Raw genomic sequence first — 14412 nt, 5'->3', positions numbered from 1 at the left:
AATTGGGTTGATAATCGTTATATTTGTCCAACACATTAACTAATTTTTAATTTAAAACAATACATATTATGGCTTTTGAATTACCGGCGTTACCTTACGCCACCGATGCATTGGAACCTCATATCGATAAGGAAACCATGGAAATCCATCATGGTAAACACCACCAAGCTTATGTAGACAATTTGAATAAAGCCATTGCGGGCACGGATGCGGAAAACCTTTCCATTGAAGAAATCTGTGCAACCATTTCAAAATATCCCGCTGCGGTACGCAACAATGGAGGTGGGCACTATAACCACTCTTTATTTTGGACCATCCTGTCGTCGAATGGCGGGGGAGCCCCCACCGGCGATTTGGCGGCCGCTATCGATGAAGCTTTCGGTTCATTTGACGAACTGAAAAAGAAATTGCAGGAAGCTGGTGCCACCCGTTTCGGCTCGGGCTGGGCTTGGTTAGTGGTAGATGGTTCCGGCAAATTGCAGGTAACCTCCACTGCCAATCAGGATAACCCATTGTTTGATATCGCCGAGGTGAAGGGCACGCCGATATTGGGTATTGATGTGTGGGAACATGCTTATTACCTGAATTATCAAAATAAGCGCCCCGCCTATTTGGAGGCTATTTTCAATGTCATCGACTGGAATGCAGTAGCCAAGCGCTACGCAGATGCGAAATAAAAGCTGAATATCACATGTCCGGTGACTACGGCAGACATGACGAGATGTAGCAGCTGTAGTGCGGGGCAATATTAGCAAAAAAGCGGCCATATGTATATGCATAAGCCGCTTTTTTGCTGGCATCTGGTGTCTCAAATCTCAACTAATGAAAGCAATCGTTCTGAATGGAGTCAAAGAACCATTGGTATTAAAAGAAGTGCCCATTCCCAAGCTGGAAAAAGGAGAGGCGTTGGTACGTATCAGAGCCGCTGCATTCAACAGGCGGGATTGGTGGATACAGCAGGGCCAATATGCGGGGTTAAAATTTCCCATCATACTGGGTTCGGATGGAGCGGGCGTCGTTGAAACGGTAGAAGAGGAAGCCGATCAGGCGTGGGTAGGCAGGGCGGTGGTCATCAACCCCTCGATTGCGTGGGGCGAGCACGGGTCGTTTCAAGAAAAGACATTTCATATCTTGGGGTTGCCCCAAGATGGTACATTTGCGCAATACGTACGTGTGCCAGTCGCCAATCTATATGAAAAGCCATCGCATCTTTCCTTTGAGGAGGCTGCGGCGTTGCCCCTTGGCGGTCTTACGGCATACCGTGCACTTTTTACCCGTGCACATCTGAAAGCCGGAGATAAGGTATTGGTGGCGGGAGCGGGAGGAGGTGTAGCCACGTTGGCTTTGCAATTGGCATTGTATGCCGGTTCGGAGGTGTATGTGACATCCAGCAAGGTACCAAAGATCGAGCAAGCCGTTGCATTAGGCGCCAGAGGGGGAGCGCTGTATACTGATGGCAATTGGGCCCAGCAGCTTGTAGAAAAAGCAGGGGGCTTTGATATCATCATCGATAGCGCCTTGGGCGAAGGGTTTGCCCATCACCTTGATTTGGCCAATCCCGGAGGACGCATTGTTTTTTTCGGTGGCACGGCAGGCAATATTCCCGAACTCAATGGACGCAAGCTATTTTGGAAGCAGCTGTCCTTATTGGGTACGACCATGGGATCGCCCGCCGACTTCCACGATATGCTGGCGTTCGTTAAAAACCATCGCATCAAACCGGTTATTGATAGCATCCACTCCGTGCAGGAAGCGCAGCATGCGTTACAGAAAATGAGCGGTTCAACACAGTTTGGGAAAATTGTGTTAAAGCTGGAGTAATTCTTTGCTATGGAGAAAATACCTAGTTTGGTGTATTTTGGGGATTATTCGTGAAAAAGCCAATAGCCTTTGTACTTTTGTAGTGAAGGAAATTCAAAATGAAGATATTATTCTTTCTTAGTAGTGCCATATTGTATGTGGCCTGCCTACAGTCTACAGGTACCCATACTTCCCAAGCCTATGTCCGGCCGATCGGCGGGAATGCAGGTGGAGCGGTGGATACGGCCACATTCGCGGGCGGATGTTTTTGGTGCACGGAAGCGCAATTCCAGCAATTAGCAGGGGTTGATACGGTGATTTCAGGTTATACAGGCGGGTCGGTAGCCAACCCTTCCTATAAGCAGGTTACGACAGGGAGGACGGGCCATGCGGAAGCTGTCAATGTGATTTATCGGCCGGATGTCATTACCTATGATGAATTGCTCGAAGCATTTTTTATCGCCCATGATCCGACACAACTCAACAGGCAGGGCAATGATATCGGCCCACAATACCGTTCAGCCATTTTCTACCATGATGAAGGAGAGCGAGAAAAAGCTGAATACTACATCCGGCGGTTGAATGAAGAGAAGGTGTATAATCAGCCGATCGTAACGACCTTGGAACCCTATACAGCCTTTTACATAGCCGAGGATTATCACCAGAATTATTTTAACCTAAATCCCAATCAAGCCTATTGCCAATACGTCATCGTGCCTAAGTTGGAGAAGTTTAAAAAAGTATTCAAAGAGCGGCTTAAGCAATGAGCATTGTGCTGTATGCCAGCCTTTTTACGGGCGTCAAAATGTAAAGGCTGCCTTGACGAGTGCCATACGGCCACGGATTTGATAGCGATTATTATGCCGTGAGTTCGTTGTCAACGCGATGTACTCAAATGTCTTGATGTTTGCGATATTGAAAAGGTCAAATTCAAGCACTATCCGCCACGTTGGGATTTTATAACGAGCATTGGCATCCATGAAAAAATAATTGTAGTTGGCCTGTTCTCTTTGTTTGGTGTATAACTGCTGGCCTTTAAGCCCGATATCCAACATTGCTGATGGAGAATAGTAGAGTTGGACGGACTGGCTGAACGTTACTAATCGCTGTGAAAAAGGGAGCCCCCGCTGCCGGGGTTCATTGTGTAGCCAAGACCAATTACCTATGTACGCTACGTTTATACGCCCGAGGAGCTTTGCATTCAAATCAGGGCTCAACGAAAACATGCGATTCCGGTAGGGTAGCAGCGCATCGTTGACAAGTTGGTTGTCGTTTGTTAATGACCATTTGGCTGTTATACCCGATTTAACGCCCAAGAAAAACAAAAATTTACTGATACCTGCGACGGCGTTGTGCTGGGTTTGTCTATTGGTGAGCGGAAGTGCCACCACACTTGTCAATTGTTCGGTGACCTGATAAGACATCATCACATTGGACGCTACATGAGCGTAGTCATACCCCAGATTAACAAATAGCATATCCGGAGCGTTTGCCAGCTTAACCGCAAAACCTGCATGGTGGCCACGGTTTCGCTGCAATACCGTGTCGTTGGCAAGCAGTGTCCGGTAGTTGGTCATGATGGCACCCTGATAGATATTTTGCATGTTACCAAACGTGTTGCTATAGCCGTAGTGTCCCGCCACTTCATGTTGTTGCCCTATTTTTTTGCTTATCTCGAGTGATGGATCAAATAACCAGTCGACCTGTCCGCGATTCAACGCAAACTGCGCATCATCGTAGCTGATTTGCTGCAAACGCAGGGGTAAGGTAGCAGAAAGCGTGAAATTACTTCGTTTGATCTCATATGTGCTTCCTAGGAGTGCATATGACCTTCGCCATTGCAAGGCATTTCCAGTAGTTATTTCGTCAAGAACCTGTTCACCTTCGATTGGGTTCAGTGAAGAGTGCAAAGACTGCCATTCGCTAAATGCCTGCAAATTGTAGCGGTGGGAAAACCACGTAGGTTTCAATAAGTATTCGATATTTAGTTCGGCATGGGTCGTTCTCGTGGTGACCCGTTGTCGCAGCCATGATAAGGACATCGAAGGGACGTCAACAATCGGCTTCTGCGGAGAAGCCAACACCAGTTGCTCGGGAGCCTTATTGGTTGCAACCCTTCCCGAAAACTTCAGCACGTCCTTGCCCTTCAACATGGGGAAGTATTGGAAATGATTGTCAAAGAACCACTGCTGTTGTTTTAAACGTTGGTCAATCAACTGCTCATCACCACTAAGTTCTGCTGCTGAGTAGTCTCTGGAATAATTGAATTTCAGCAAATTATTCAGGTAAGTCTTTTTGGTGTTTTTATGTACACGTAAGCTTCCCTCGGTTAAAAACGGCTTGTTGACCCGATACAGTTGTTCGGTAAAAGAAATTGAATCCATTTCGCCGAAAATCATGTTTTGATTGTCGTATATGAGTTTGTTCCGGTCGGCAAAAAGGTCTATGTTCGCACGGACTTGCCAATCAGCGTCCAGAGTTACCAGGTGGTGCGCAAATAAGCCCACGCTGTTATTCAGGTAGTGCCGGGCTTTGGGGAGGTTGGGCGCGCCGGCAGTGCCGGAAGACAGCAATGGCTGGCTATGGCGTTCGAGATTCGTAGCCGCTTGGCCTGTCAGGTCTTGAAGGTCTTCCCTAATGTCGATGCCCGCATTGTTACCCTTAAGCGCATCCAGCATCTTGATTTTGTCATTGAATACGATGGCGTTTAATTCGCTAACATATTGTTCAGGCCATCCCCCACCCAATTTTGCTTCGCCATTTAGCCGCATCTTCGCTTTATCCGCTATGACCAGGTTAATTGTAATGTCGCGCGACACAACCCGGTCTTGGAGCACTTTGATGTCTTGATGATTTTTATAGACTTCCACCCCCTGTACGATAGCATGCGGTATTGCCCGGGTACCGATTCCGTACTTCCCTTCCAATAAATCGTCGCCATCGATGTACAGGTGCGAAATAGCCTGCCCTTGGTAAAGAATACGCCCGTTTTGTTCGACCTCGAAGCCCGGCATACGTTTTAAGGCATCTCCTACACTACGGTCGAGCTGGGTGGCGAAAGAGTTGACGTCATAGCGGATGGTATCGCCCGAAGCGTTAATGCGCGGCTTTATACCTACGGATACCTCATCTAAGTGAACACGCTGCCGGCTCAGCCTGATTTCGTAAAAATTCTTGCCTTTTTCGAGTTCAATTTTTATCGTACGATAGGATACGTGGGTAACCTCCAAATAGAAGTAGGTAAGTATGGTTTCACTAGGTAGATTCAGGACAAAAGCGCCATTGTTATCCGTTGCTTTGAAGTAAAGGAGTTTTTCGTTTTTCCGTTGCTTGATGAGTACGTTGGCCAGCGGAACGGGGACTCCCTGCTCATCGCTAACCGTGCCTGCTAACGAGATTTGTTGCGCGGTGGCAGATATGGACAGCGACACTAGTAACATAACCTGTACGGTGACTAGTTGTAACAAGTAAGCAGACATGATCCGGCTGAACATGGATTGTGTGCTAGTCTATCAAAGCGATTGGATTGGTGATCGGTGGTCTGGATATCCATAACATGCCGAAAAAAGTTTTGTAATCAACAAACTTAAACCAGTTTTCTGGTAACGATGAGAGAAATGCCCTCGGGCTGGCTAACGCTTTTTGTTTCATTCGCTCGAAATTTTTTCGTTGTGTGGGTATGGCAATATCGGTCGGCAATTGGATGGTGGCGCCGACATACAAAGCCAGAGCCGGATCATTTGTAACGGCTTCAGCCGTATGGTGCTCAATAGCTTGCAAGGAGAACACGACCTCCCTGCTAAGGTCATTGGCTTCGACAATCAGGCCCGGCAGTCCATGCAGCAGCCAGGGGCCGGATTGCAACGGGATTTTGGGCGTATACCAAGCTACCCAATCCCGCCCACCGAATGTTGTTGTCGCTTTCAGGCACGGTAGTCCCAATATCTCCTTGCTTTCATCGGATATTGTCCAATTTTGAGTAGGATAATCGCTATTATACAAATAGACACCTTGTAGGTAGTCGACGACGTAACAGGTTTGGGCGCGATGATCAAGAAAATATTCATCGAGTGTACACTGACTTTGCGGGAGCTTTATCCTAAACGGTTCATCGCCAATTTTAGCGTTGCTTTGCTCCTCCGTCACTCGTTGCTGGTATTCGGCACCAAAGCATAGTTTGTCATAGCTTGTGTATCGACTCGCCCGTTGCCCCACGAGCAACAGCATGCGGTCTTTTAATATAAAATCTGGCTGGTCTTTATTCGTAATATGGTTTAGTTCATAATAGACCTGGTATAAGATGGAATCCGCTGGGATAGATTGTGCAGACACAGGGACATTCGATGTACATAAGACAATTATTTCCACTAACAGGCAACATTTGTGCAGTAGCATGAATGCTGAGGTCGTACGTTTAGTCATGATCATAGATTTTCGTCAAAACGGAACTAGGGCAATATATTCGTTGTCTTCACCTTTCAGGACACAGGGGTATTGTGAATGAAAGCCTAGTTTAGGCAATTGACCCCGTTGGTCAACAATCACATTGTCATTGCTGATGTAAGGGCCTATACGGCCCGATTCGAATAGCTTGATATCCGATATCAAGGTAAAGATAAAGAGAATTTTCTGGTCATTATACTGTTCCAGGAAAAAGGATTCGGCTCTGGAAATACAGCCGGTGCAGCCTGCGTTTGGGATCACCAAAATGCGGGTATAATCGGATTTAGACTTGCCGTTATCTTCTAAAAAGCTTTCAAAACTTGTTCTCACAATTTTTAAGGTATTCTCTGTACTAATCGAACCGTTGTTTTCGCATGCCACCAAGCTGAAAGCCAATACTAATACTAAAATTGATGTCCGCATTTCATTCAAATAAGAGTGTGTCAAATACGAGTTGGTCATAATTGTTCAAATACTTATCATAATCCAGTAAGTTCAAACCATGTTCATCGATAAACGCTCCATCCAATCGATATCGCATCGGTATCGTATGGGTCGACAACCGCTCCAAGTACTTATCGAGAACAATCAGTTTAGTTTCGTGTTGGCCGGCGCGATTTTTAGGTAAGATAAGAAAGCGGTAATATCGATCCCGGAAATGGTCGTACATAATACCAACAAATTGCGCATTGGTATAATAGTGCTTCAAGATTGCGGGGTCCTTTAATGAGATATATTTTTTCCAGCTTGCGATAGGCTGAATTAACTCGTTATATAACGTGTCTTTGATGTCTGGATAAAAATGATAGTTGTTTTTGAGATTGAGTACCAACAGTTCGGTGGAAAACGCAGGCGAGATGACCAAGTGGTCTTTTGCCCGTGCATAGCTGTACCGATTGATATACCCAAAATTGTGCTTTAGGCTTTTAATGGTATTAGTAGCGGCCCACGATACGTGATTGGATCGAGTGTCAAAAACGCGTACCATCCCTTGGTTTTGGAATCGGGACGACCTAGGTTCAACCTTTTGATCATAGATAAAAAGCGCGGAAACACAGTATATTCTGCCATCATAGAATGTTAGTGGATTGAATTGCCAATCAGGATAGGTCGCGGCTAGTTCACCATCGTACTCCTTATCCATTTCATCCACAGCTTTTATGATAGTTCCGCTGCTATCCACAAAAAGGTATCTTCTTTTATAGCTATCAAAAATCCACAGCCTATCGTCCGAAACCCTGACAAACGCACCTAGTTTTTGAGCCTGTACCGGAATGCGTTGTTTTAATTTCCCATCGTTTAAATTATAAATTTCTAAGCTCGGCCTTGGTAAGCTGATTGTCCGCAGATATTCACCGCGCTGGAGATCAACAGCGGAAGCGTTTGGTTGGAACCCACTTGATTTAGGCAAATAAAAGGTATAACTATTCTTTTTAACAAGCTGTTGAGCGGAAGTGGGAATCGATAGTTGGCTTAATAGGAAAGGCCATAGCAATAACAATTGGTATTTTAACATAGTATAGATCTTTTTGTCAAGGGATGACATTTCATTTGATATGAGAATATGACGGAAGAATGGCGTATCTTGAAGTAGATCGTATTGCCAGTACTTTCAGGCGTGCTAAATTCAATGAAAAGGAATAGGAAGAAAACCTAATTTTCGCTTCCCATTCCTCGGCTGATTCTAATAAGTGCCCCTTTGGCTAAACAATGGAAATTGGATTAATTTCCTTATATTATTCGGGATATATCGGTGTACTGACGTCTCCCGAGCAATTGTGGAAAGGGCCACTTGTGCACATCATTCCATCGTTAGGGAAATATGCCGGAACACACCAACCGCTGCTTCCGGGTATGCAAGCATAATAATCTTGTGCGCTCAAATAAGCTATTGGGAGGGTTGCTAACGCGATGCCAACCAACAAACAAAGTAGGCCTCTTTTTTTTCTTTGAATAGGTGATTTCATGATATGTGTTAGGTTAAATATACTATAAATATGTGAAAAATAATAAATTTAATTCCATGATATTGTTATATTTCAAGTGAATCCATATAAATATTTGATTTTCATGACTATTAAGTATTATTTATTGGTTTTTGTGATGTTTTGTATGGAATAACTGGTGTTATTTATTTGTGTTGATGTGTTTTTTTGTATAAACGTTGAGTAAATTTATGGATTTGTGTTGGTAAATGCAAATTTTTTAAGAAAAAAGTGGCGAATTGAAGTTGGTTTCATACTGAGTTATGGAGTGCTGGATGTGAGCTATAGATATTGGTTGTCTGAAGAAATATATATGAGGCCCTATACGACCTTCATGTAGGTGAAGTTTGCCCTACCCTTTGTAAAAAATATAATCCGTCAGTAACGGCGCTATTCCGTGCTGTCTGAACAGCAGGGCAATTTGTTCATGGACCACCTCGTTATATTTATATTAATATACTATCCTTTAGCCGATCCGGATTCGATTCGCCACTATCCAGCATGGATGGGAAGCATAGACATTCCCGGTAGCTTGTGAAAATACCGCATCGGCGGCAGCTTTATCATTGCGGTAGTTTCAGCGACGACGTATCCTTCCTTAGCCGCGAATAGTGCCATGGCAGATCCAATTCCTCAGCTTGCTCCTGTTATCAGGATGATTTTCATCTCGAAATGTATTGTTCAATGCAAATCTGTGCAAAAATATCTTTTCAATATAGATACAATTTCACTAGTGACCGGATAAATAAAAAGGGAGTAAGCCGGATTCTGCCCACCCCCAGGCAACCCTGGTGCGTATCCACCTGATCGGTCTGCTGGATGTGAATCAGCTGCTGAAAAGCGAAAACCGGCACTACAACGCTCACGACGGGCCGCCTGAAACAGGCCAACTGGCGCTGTTTTGAGTTGCCTCAGGGGGGAAGTCTTTTTTGATAAAGGAGAAAAAACGACCTTAAAGGCCAATTAAATGCTTAAATGTAAACAACCCCGACTTTAGATTCCTTTTTCAAAGCACACACTGTTTTCAATGCCCGCATATTGACCATAGTTCGGAATCAATTTGTACCGATGCTTTTTATATAGGCTGATGGCCTCAGGTTGTTTTTTGCCCGTTTCCAAAATACACTTTTTATAAGACAGCTCGGCCGCCCATGCTTCCAGCGCCGCCAATACCGTGCTTGCTACCCCTTTCCCGCGGCCTTCGGGGAGGGTATACATCCGTTTGATTTCCATTGTATCGGACGAATAGGCTTTCATTGCGCCGCAGCCGATTGGCGTACCGTTTCGATAAGCAACGATGGCATGTTTGATGTGGTCAATTTTGTTGAACTGGTTATAAAAAGCATGTTCATCACCATCCCTTTGTGCCAGGTCAGTATCAAGAAGCTTCACTAATGCGATAAAATCCACATCACTTGAATCGGTTTTTTTGATTGATACCATGATCCAATAAAATTAAATGCTGTTGTACTTGGTTAATATCCGGTTAAACTTAGTCAAAATTCGCAAACCTACGTAAAAAAATGGCTAAAGAAGGTGCCTGCGTACTGTTTTCATGTGAAATAAATTGCAGAGCCGTGGGGGTTTTGGTAGCTTTGTGCACGCAAAAGCAAAAGAAAGAAATAACGCTATGTTAAAAGGATTTTTCAAAGTACCAGAACCGGTAAACGAGCCGGTATTGTCATATGGAGCGGGGAGCCGCGAGCGGGAACTGCTGCGGGGAGCGCTGGAATCGGCGCTTTCGGCAGAGATTGACATCCCGATGTACATCGGGGGAGAGGAAGTCCGTACGGGGAGGAAGTTTGCCGTACGTCCGCCCCATCGGCACGGTGATGTACTGGGATATTACCATTATGGAGACAAAAGCCATGTTGAAGCAGCTATAGCAGCGGCGCTTTCGGCGAAGGCTGCTTGGGAAGATTTGGCGTGGGAGCAGCGCGCAGCGATATTTTTGAGGGCTGCGGATCTGATAGCTGGTCCATACCGGTATAAGCTGAATGCGGCGACGATGCTTGGCCAGTCCAAGAATGCCTACCAAGCTGAAATCGATTCAGCGTGCGAGATTGTGGATTTCCTGCGGTTCAACGTGAAATACATGGCCGAAATATATAGCCAGCAACCCCCCGTTTCACCGCGTGGCAACTGGAACCGTGTTGAGCAACGGCCGTTGGAAGGGTTTGTCTTCGCGCTGACGCCGTTTAATTTCACAGCGATAGCGGGAAACCTGCCAACGTCGGCGGCGATGATGGGTAATGTGGTGGTGTGGAAGCCGGCCAATACGCAGGTTTATTCGGCGCACGTGCTGATGGAAGTGTTCCGTGAGGCAGGCGTTCCGGCGGGGGTCATCAACCTGGTTTTCGTAGATGGCCCGGAAGCCGGGGATGTGATATTCAAGCACCCGGACTTCGCGGGGATACACTTCACAGGTTCGACGGCGGTCTTCCAGAACATCTGGAAGACGATAGGGGAAAATATCCACCGTTACCGCTCCTACCCGCGCATCGTAGGCGAGACGGGCGGTAAGGATTTCATCCTGGTGCATGCATCAGCAGATGTGAAGGCTGCAAGTACGGCCATTGTTCGAGGAGCGTTTGAATACCAGGGGCAGAAATGCTCAGCGGCATCGCGGGTTTATATCCCCAGCTCCCTATGGCCAGCGCTGAAGGCACAGATTATAAAAGATGTTTCATCATTCAAGGTAGGTCCGGTAGAGGATTTTGGCAATTTCATCAATGCAGTGATAGACGAAAAATCGTTCGATAAGCTTGCCAAATACATCGATGCAGCGCAGTCGGATCCCGATGCGGAAATCATCGTAGGTGGCACATACGACAAGAGCGAAGGCTATTACATCCAGCCCACGGTCATCGTGGCCCAGCGCCCGGACTATGTGACGATGTGCGAGGAGCTTTTCGGGCCGGTACTTACGGTATATGTATACGAAGATGAAAAGTGGAAGGAGACATTGGATGTCATCGATAGCACATCCATCTATGCGCTTACGGGGGCGGTCATTGCACGGGATCGTTACGCCATCGGCGAAGCTACGCAAGCGCTGCGCCATGCCGCGGGCAACTTCTACATCAATGACAAGTGTACAGGAGCGGTTGTAGGCCAGCAGCCATTTGGCGGCGCGCGCGGATCGGGTACAAATGACAAGGCGGGCTCGATGATCAACCTGCTTCGGTGGGTATCACCACGGACCATTAAGGAGACGTTTGACCCACCGACGGACTACAAGTATCCATTCTTGGAACAGGAATAAAAAAAGCCGTCCCGATGCATATCGGGACGGCTTTTTTTATTCCATTATGCCTTCGGGTGCGCTACGCGAATGCCAAGACCTTTCCCAATCCTTCCGAGTCGGTGAATGTGATGTCAAGGTCTATGATTTGTCCGGTGGCAATGTCAATCACAACGCCATGCACGGCCAGATCGTCCCGTTCTTTCCAGGCGTTTTGGATAATTGATGTGGCACATAAGTTGGACACCTGCTCAGCCACATTGAGCTCAACAAGCCTGTTTACCTTTTGCTCTTCATTCTCAATAGCGTCTATCTCTTCGCTGTGGAAGCGATATACATCTTTGATATGGCCGAGCCAATTATCGATAAGGCCATATTGTTTGCGGCTGAGCGCCGCGGCGACACCGCCGCAACCATAATGGCCCGCTACGATGACATGTTTTACCTTCAGTACATTTACGGCGTAGTCCAGCACACTCAGCATGTTCATGTCCGAGTGCACACATAGATTGGCAATGTTACGGTGCACAAACACTTCGCCCGGCAGCGTATTCGTAATCTGGTTTGCGGGCACGCGGCTATCCGCGCAACCGATCCATAGGATTTCCGGGCTTTGTCCCTTTGCCAATTGCTGGAATCTGCCGGTGGTATCTTCTGAGACCAACTTTACCCATGCTTTATTTCCTTCTAATATTTTTTCGAATCCTGCTTGCAGGTCCTGATTTTCGATGTGTTTCTTATACATATGCTTTCTATTTTGCTATTGTTTCAGATGGTTGTTTTATTGGTTTCCGTTTTAATGAATCGTTTTTCAGAATACTCTGTGTAAAACGTTTAATGTTCGGTACATTCTTTTTGTTTACAATACCCACCAATTCGATGGTTTTTCCTTTGCTCACCGCGTTCTGCTCGAAATCCTTGATGACCTCGATGACGTCTTTATCAATAAACCGGCTATGCGAGCCATCGATGACAATTTCATTGATGCGTCTCGGAAGGCTATATAGCGCTTTCTGTATGGCCGCTTTGTTGAGGAACGTTACTTCTTCTGCTAAGGTAAAAGTTATTTTGGCTCCATCCTCATTTTCCTCCACATCATATTCAAAAGCATTGGACAGGCTGTTCCGGAGAATATAGAACATAGCGACCAATAAACCTATCCCTACACCGGTGAGCAAATCGGTGAGCACCACAGCGACAATGGTCACAATGAACGGGATGAATTGATCGAGACCCTTGTGCCACATTTGCTTGAAAATTTCGCCTTTGGCCAGCTTATAGCCCGTATGGAGCAAGATGGCAGCCAGGCAAGACAGCGGAATCAGGTTGATGATGCCGGGAATAATTATCACTGCGAGCAATAGCCATATGCCATGCAAGATGGCGCTTTGCCGGGTCCTTCCCCCGGAATTGACGTTGGCAGACGAACGGACAATCACGGAAGTCATCGGAATGCCTCCGAGGAGTCCGCTTGTGGTATTGCCAATGCCCTGGGCCAACAGCTCCCGGTTGGTGGGAGAATTCCGTTTAAACGGGTCTATTTTATCCACGGCTTCAATGCTCAGTAGTGTCTCCAAGCTGGCAATAATGGCAATTGTAAAGGCTATTACCCAGACATCTTTGTTTAAAATTTGTGTGAAATCGGGAAACGTAAACAAGCCCACAAATTCGCCGAAAGATTGGACTACCGGGATGGTTACCAAATGGTCGCTTCCCAATGCCAGATCGGATCCCAAAAACGCTTGGCTTAGCGCCACGCCAACGACGACGACCACCAAAGGAGCAGGCACCGATTTCAGCTTTTTGAATTTCGGCCATAAAATAAGTATGGCCAGCGATACTGCGCAGATGATGAATGCCCCATAGTTGATCGCGTCAAAGGCCTTCTGCAAGGCCGTAAACGTATTATCTTGGTCACGTTGGGCGAAGCTTTCCTCACCGAAGAAAGCCGAATCATACCCTACTGCGTGGGGGAGCTGCTTGAGAATAATGGTAATCCCGATCGCCGCCAACATACCGATGATAACGGCCGAAGGGAAATAATTACCAATCATCCCTGCTTTAATGATTCCCAATACTACTTGGATTAAGCCAGCGATCACTACAGCCAATAAAAACGTTTCATAAGCTCCTAATTGCTCAATAGCGCCCAGTACAATAACGGTAAGTCCCGCGGCAGGACCACTCACACTCAATTGCGAGCCACTGAATGAGGCTACGACAATGCCACCGATAATTCCTGTTAACAATCCTGCGAATAAGGGGGCTCCAGAAGCCATCGCAATTCCCAAACACAACGGCAAGGCTACAAGAAAAACCACCACACTTGCCGGTAAATCATATTTTAAATCCCGTTTTGATAGCTTCAAAAACGCAGATACACGTGTACCAAACATATTGATAAATGTTATGAACTGACTATGTTAAGTTATTTTATTAGCCATTGACATATTAGTAATTGCCAGATGTGCCCATGTACACCTTGGTCAAATAAGATCAACAATATGCTAATGACTAAAAGGCCAATAGGATGCTATTGGCATAAAGTAGATCGGCAAGCTAACAATTAGGAGGCGGGGTAGGTACTGCGGGATAGAATGCACGGAAGTGCCGTTCGTCGTCTGCAATATAATTCGTCTGGATAGTAAACTCGGTCGGTGGCTGGAGAAAACTGAAATAGCTTATCGCCTTCGTGTAATCCTTTGCAAAGCAATCCTGATCGCCAAGACCTGATTTACCATTATTATTTTCAATCTCAAGCTGCATCACCACTTGCAGTAATGCTGCCCGGTCAAACCCATGCATAAAAATAGGCGCAGTGGAAATAAACATCTTCGAAAAAAAGATGGCAAAAAACAATTTTGCGTATATTTCCCTTTTTATCCTGGTCGACATAATTGATACCGTCTGACTGCGTTGCACAAAAATATGTAAAAATTT

The 14412-nt window shown here is 46.1% G+C and carries 14 protein-coding genes; 5 read left to right on the top strand and 9 right to left on the bottom strand.

Going from position 1 to position 14412, the window contains the following annotated elements; translation table 11 throughout:
* Window positions 1-68 precede the first annotated feature (68 nt).
* The 3 genes from BMW65_RS17080 to msrA all read left to right on the top strand — a co-directional run bounded on the left by BMW65_RS17080 (window position 69) and on the right by msrA (window position 2567).
* The gene (locus tag BMW65_RS17080) at window positions 69-677 is read left to right on the top strand and encodes a superoxide dismutase (protein WP_090607196.1); all 609 of its coding nucleotides are present in this window, start codon (window positions 69-71) and stop codon (window positions 675-677) included.
* A gap of 145 nt (window positions 678-822) precedes the next feature.
* Window positions 823-1821 (top strand): alcohol dehydrogenase catalytic domain-containing protein, encoded by a 999-nt coding sequence (locus BMW65_RS17075; RefSeq protein ID WP_090607195.1) that lies wholly within the window; start codon window positions 823-825, stop codon window positions 1819-1821.
* 98 nt (window positions 1822-1919) lie between these two features.
* Window positions 1920-2567 (top strand): peptide-methionine (S)-S-oxide reductase MsrA, encoded by a 648-nt coding sequence (gene msrA / locus BMW65_RS17070; protein ID WP_090607193.1) that lies wholly within the window; start codon window positions 1920-1922, stop codon window positions 2565-2567.
* Window positions 2568-2600: 33 nt separating this feature from the next.
* On the opposite strand, the gene BMW65_RS17065 is transcribed toward msrA, so the two are convergent.
* The 4 genes from BMW65_RS17065 to BMW65_RS17050 all read right to left on the bottom strand — a co-directional run bounded on the left by BMW65_RS17065 (window position 2601) and on the right by BMW65_RS17050 (window position 7759).
* Window positions 2601-5240, bottom strand: a complete 2640-nt coding sequence (locus BMW65_RS17065; RefSeq protein WP_177181183.1) for a carboxypeptidase-like regulatory domain-containing protein — start codon at window positions 5238-5240, stop codon at window positions 2601-2603.
* Window positions 5241-5304: 64 nt separating this feature from the next.
* On the bottom strand, window positions 5305-6222 hold the full coding sequence (locus tag BMW65_RS17060; RefSeq protein ID WP_177181182.1) for a GLPGLI family protein: 918 nt from the start codon (window positions 6220-6222) through the stop codon (window positions 5305-5307).
* A gap of 15 nt (window positions 6223-6237) precedes the next feature.
* Complete coding sequence (locus BMW65_RS17055) at window positions 6238-6573, bottom strand: hypothetical protein (protein ID WP_177181181.1); 336 nt, start codon at window positions 6571-6573, stop codon at window positions 6238-6240.
* Between the two features lie 94 nt (window positions 6574-6667).
* Window positions 6668-7759 carry a DUF4221 family protein gene (locus BMW65_RS17050; RefSeq protein ID WP_177181180.1) on the bottom strand — a complete coding sequence of 364 codons (1092 nt, stop codon included), beginning with the start codon at window positions 7757-7759 and terminating at the stop codon, window positions 6668-6670.
* A gap of 194 nt (window positions 7760-7953) precedes the next feature.
* On the opposite strand from BMW65_RS17050, the gene BMW65_RS24270 reads away from it, so the two are divergent.
* The gene (locus BMW65_RS24270) at window positions 7954-8109 is read left to right on the top strand and encodes a hypothetical protein (RefSeq protein WP_177181179.1); all 156 of its coding nucleotides are present in this window, start codon (window positions 7954-7956) and stop codon (window positions 8107-8109) included.
* 611 nt (window positions 8110-8720) lie between these two features.
* Here BMW65_RS24270 and BMW65_RS24705 read toward each other — a convergent pair.
* Window positions 8721-8846, bottom strand: coding sequence for a hypothetical protein (locus BMW65_RS24705; RefSeq protein ID WP_262497337.1), 126 nt, complete (start codon window positions 8844-8846; stop codon window positions 8721-8723).
* 375 nt (window positions 8847-9221) lie between these two features.
* Window positions 9222-9671: a GNAT family N-acetyltransferase gene (locus BMW65_RS17045; RefSeq protein WP_090607185.1), complete on the bottom strand. Its 450-nt coding sequence runs from the start codon at window positions 9669-9671 to the stop codon at window positions 9222-9224.
* A gap of 187 nt (window positions 9672-9858) precedes the next feature.
* Between BMW65_RS17045 and pruA the strand changes: the two genes are divergently transcribed.
* The gene (pruA, locus tag BMW65_RS17040) at window positions 9859-11493 is read left to right on the top strand and encodes an L-glutamate gamma-semialdehyde dehydrogenase (protein ID WP_090607183.1); all 1635 of its coding nucleotides are present in this window, start codon (window positions 9859-9861) and stop codon (window positions 11491-11493) included.
* Window positions 11494-11554: 61 nt separating this feature from the next.
* On the opposite strand, the gene BMW65_RS17035 is transcribed toward pruA, so the two are convergent.
* The 3 genes from BMW65_RS17035 to BMW65_RS17025 form a co-directional block, all read right to left on the bottom strand.
* Window positions 11555-12217 (bottom strand): carbonic anhydrase, encoded by a 663-nt coding sequence (locus BMW65_RS17035; RefSeq protein ID WP_177181178.1) that lies wholly within the window; start codon window positions 12215-12217, stop codon window positions 11555-11557.
* A gap of 7 nt (window positions 12218-12224) precedes the next feature.
* Window positions 12225-13868, bottom strand: coding sequence for a SulP family inorganic anion transporter (locus BMW65_RS17030; RefSeq protein ID WP_090607182.1), 1644 nt, complete (start codon window positions 13866-13868; stop codon window positions 12225-12227).
* A 163-nt stretch (window positions 13869-14031) separates the two neighbouring features.
* Window positions 14032-14304: a hypothetical protein gene (locus tag BMW65_RS17025; protein WP_143053912.1), complete on the bottom strand. Its 273-nt coding sequence runs from the start codon at window positions 14302-14304 to the stop codon at window positions 14032-14034.
* Window positions 14305-14412: the final 108 nt, after the last annotated feature.

Origin of the sequence: Parapedobacter koreensis (assembly GCF_900109365.1) — a bacterium.
Taxonomy (GTDB): domain Bacteria; phylum Bacteroidota; class Bacteroidia; order Sphingobacteriales; family Sphingobacteriaceae; genus Parapedobacter; species Parapedobacter koreensis.
This window is presented reverse-complemented; position numbering and strand designations above follow the sequence as displayed.

Coding starts and splice junctions, on each gene's coding strand:
- BMW65_RS17045 (WP_090607185.1), bottom strand. CDS start 9,671: ATGGTATCAATCAAAAAAACCGATTCAAGTGATGTGGATTTTATCGCA.
- BMW65_RS17065 (WP_177181183.1), bottom strand. CDS start 5,240: ATGTTACTAGTGTCGCTGTCCATATCTGCCACCGCGCAACAAATCTCG.
- pruA (WP_090607183.1), top strand. CDS start 9,859: ATGTTAAAAGGATTTTTCAAAGTACCAGAACCGGTAAACGAGCCGGTA.
- BMW65_RS17025 (WP_143053912.1), bottom strand. CDS start 14,304: ATGTTTATTTCCACTGCGCCTATTTTTATGCATGGGTTTGACCGGGCA.
- BMW65_RS24270 (WP_177181179.1), top strand. CDS start 7,954: ATGGAAATTGGATTAATTTCCTTATATTATTCGGGATATATCGGTGTA.
- BMW65_RS17080 (WP_090607196.1), top strand. CDS start 69: ATGGCTTTTGAATTACCGGCGTTACCTTACGCCACCGATGCATTGGAA.
- msrA (WP_090607193.1), top strand. CDS start 1,920: ATGAAGATATTATTCTTTCTTAGTAGTGCCATATTGTATGTGGCCTGC.
- BMW65_RS17075 (WP_090607195.1), top strand. CDS start 823: ATGAAAGCAATCGTTCTGAATGGAGTCAAAGAACCATTGGTATTAAAA.
- BMW65_RS17030 (WP_090607182.1), bottom strand. CDS start 13,868: ATGTTTGGTACACGTGTATCTGCGTTTTTGAAGCTATCAAAACGGGAT.
- BMW65_RS17060 (WP_177181182.1), bottom strand. CDS start 6,222: ATGACTAAACGTACGACCTCAGCATTCATGCTACTGCACAAATGTTGC.
- BMW65_RS17035 (WP_177181178.1), bottom strand. CDS start 12,217: ATGTATAAGAAACACATCGAAAATCAGGACCTGCAAGCAGGATTCGAA.
- BMW65_RS24705 (WP_262497337.1), bottom strand. CDS start 8,846: ATGGCACTATTCGCGGCTAAGGAAGGATACGTCGTCGCTGAAACTACC.
- BMW65_RS17050 (WP_177181180.1), bottom strand. CDS start 7,759: ATGTTAAAATACCAATTGTTATTGCTATGGCCTTTCCTATTAAGCCAA.